The organism is Acidiplasma cupricumulans (assembly GCF_001402935.1).
Classification (GTDB): domain Archaea; phylum Thermoplasmatota; class Thermoplasmata; order Thermoplasmatales; family Thermoplasmataceae; genus Acidiplasma; species Acidiplasma aeolicum.
The window spans coordinates 1-2,291 of record NZ_LKBH01000145.1 but is presented as its reverse complement, the minus strand read 5'-3'; the positions used below and the strand labels follow the sequence as shown (position 1 = coordinate 2,291).

Genomic DNA, 2,291 nt, shown 5'->3' with positions numbered 1-2,291 from the left:
TTATTGATAATATTAACCCAGAAAATAATAATGTAATATAAAATGATGATTTTCCTATTTCGGATTTTCCCCTTATTTCATCTATATTTATTATTAATATAATGGATAACAATGATAAAAATGCTGTAAATAGGAATAGATATTTATAATTTATAGATGCCATCAGGCCGCCTAATGGAAGTCCAATAACATATCCAAGACTTATTATTGTATGGTTTAATCCTATTGATTTCCCCCTGTTTACATCAGGGCTCATTAAGGATGCATATGATAATGATGTTAGTATTACCATTGACCCCCCAAGTCCCTGAAAAGCCCTTAATAATAGCATTACAATAAAATTATTTGAAAGAAAAATTAATATTGATGCCATTAGCATTATAAATGAACCTATTATCATTATTTTTTTAATTCCATATTTATCTGCTATTAATGAAAAGGGAACAACAAATAATGTTTCTATTATTACAAATATTATTATTAATAATGTTGATTCTGAATATGATACACCAAATTCTTTTGATATTTCAGGTATTGCAAGCAAAATCATTGTTGCCTCCAATGCAGCAGTGAATCCAGGTAATGATGTAAAAGCAATATTTTTATTCATTTTAATCTTAAAATGGCGTTTAAATATAAATTTTTTTTAAGAATTTATGTTTCTCTATTTTGCAATATATCGCAATATAAAATTTCACATTGATTATATAGATTCATTGATACATTTATATTTATCTTTTTATTTCAAAAACTTTTTATGCAACTTTTATATATTAAAAATGAAATGGTTAATCGTGAAAAAATTTTCAATATGACAGGTATATACATTATCGTTGGAATAATACTAATTTTAATCGGTGGAGTTTTTTATTTGTTTTGGGGAATAAGATATGATGGCTGGGGAGATGTTGGCCTAATTTCCTTTGTTTCACCTGTAATAGCATTTGGACTTTTAACAATCTGGCTTGGGGAAATAAAAGGTAAACAGACCCAGATAGTTAAAAAATAATTTTTTTAAATTATCTAAAGTTTAAATCCATCCTTAATATTACATTATTATGAGGTATTGTTTGATTAATGCATATTTTTTATACAATAGTCAGCAAAAAAGATGTTTAAGGGGGAGGGGGGTGCATTTCCGATGGAACTAAAAAAGGGTATACCCCTAAGAACAGCACTTTATAATGAACACTTAAAATTAAATGCAAGAATGACAAATTTTCATGGATGGGAAATGCCTCTTGAATATACAAAAATAGTCGAGGAGCACATGGCTGTAAGAAGAAACGTTGGGATATTTGATGTATCACATATGGGCGATGTTATTATAGAGGGAAATGATGCTAACAAATTTGTTGATTATATATTTCCAACAAAAATTTCAGATTTAAATATTGGTGAATGCACATACACCGCTTTTTTGGATACAGATGGGAAAATGATAGATGATACAATAATATATAAATTATGGGATGATAAATACTTTTTAATACCAAATGCAGCAAATATAGAGAGAATTATAAACTGGTTAAATAAAAATTCCACAGGTTATAGCATTAAAATAATCAACCATTCTGATGAAATATCACATATAGCAGTTCAGGGTCCAAAAACGCCGGAAGTTTTAGGGGAAATGAAAATAGAAATGCCAGAAAACTTTCATTTTTTATTAAATAATATACAATTTTTAAATCCGTTATTAAATGAAAATTTTATGATGGTTTCAGGTACAGGTTATACAGGAGAGAGGGGCGTTGAACTGATAATACCGAATGAAATTGCACCTTCATTATGGGAAAAGCTGCTTGATATAATAAAAAATTATGATGGCAGACCGTGTGGGCTGGGTGCAAGGGATACATTAAGGATGGAAAAGGGAATGCTTTTATCAGGCCAGGATTTTAATGAGGATAAAACTCCTTACGAGGCGTCAGTATCATTTATTGTAAATTTAAACCATGAATTTATAGGAAGGGAAAAATTAATTGAAAACAAAAATAATTTTAAAATTATATTCAGAGGATTTATACTTGAAAATAAGAATATACCAAGACCAGGATTTAAAATATATCATAATGATGATGAAATAGGTTACATTACAAGCGGGTCAGTATCACCAATACTTAACACTGGAATTGGCCTGGGCTATATTAATAAAGATTTTATGAAAAGCAATGAACCAGTTTACATAAAAATTAGGGATAAATATGTAAAAGCACAGATATCAAAACCAAAACTTTTTTAATTTTTTATTTTTTGATTTTTACGAAAGGTAATGATGTTAATATAAT

General features: G+C 28.1%; 3 protein-coding genes. 2 read left to right on the top strand and 1 reads right to left on the bottom strand.

Translation table 11 applies throughout. The features are described from left to right. Nucleotides 1-610: MFS transporter (locus AOG55_RS04290; RefSeq protein ID WP_156318746.1), on the bottom strand; the 610-nt coding region annotated here is incomplete at its 3' end. A gap of 174 nt (nt 611-784) precedes the next feature. Between AOG55_RS04290 and AOG55_RS04285 the strand changes: the two genes are divergently transcribed. Together AOG55_RS04285 and gcvT are read left to right on the top strand one after the other, a co-directional pair. Then, complete coding sequence (locus AOG55_RS04285) at nt 785-1,009, top strand: hypothetical protein (protein WP_048102186.1); 225 nt, start codon at nt 785-787, stop codon at nt 1,007-1,009. A gap of 132 nt (nt 1,010-1,141) precedes the next feature. Further along, nucleotides 1,142-2,245 carry a glycine cleavage system aminomethyltransferase GcvT gene (gene gcvT, locus AOG55_RS04280; protein ID WP_048102185.1) on the top strand — a complete coding sequence of 368 codons (1,104 nt, stop codon included), beginning with the start codon at nt 1,142-1,144 and terminating at the stop codon, nt 2,243-2,245. Nucleotides 2,246-2,291 lie beyond the last annotated feature (46 nt).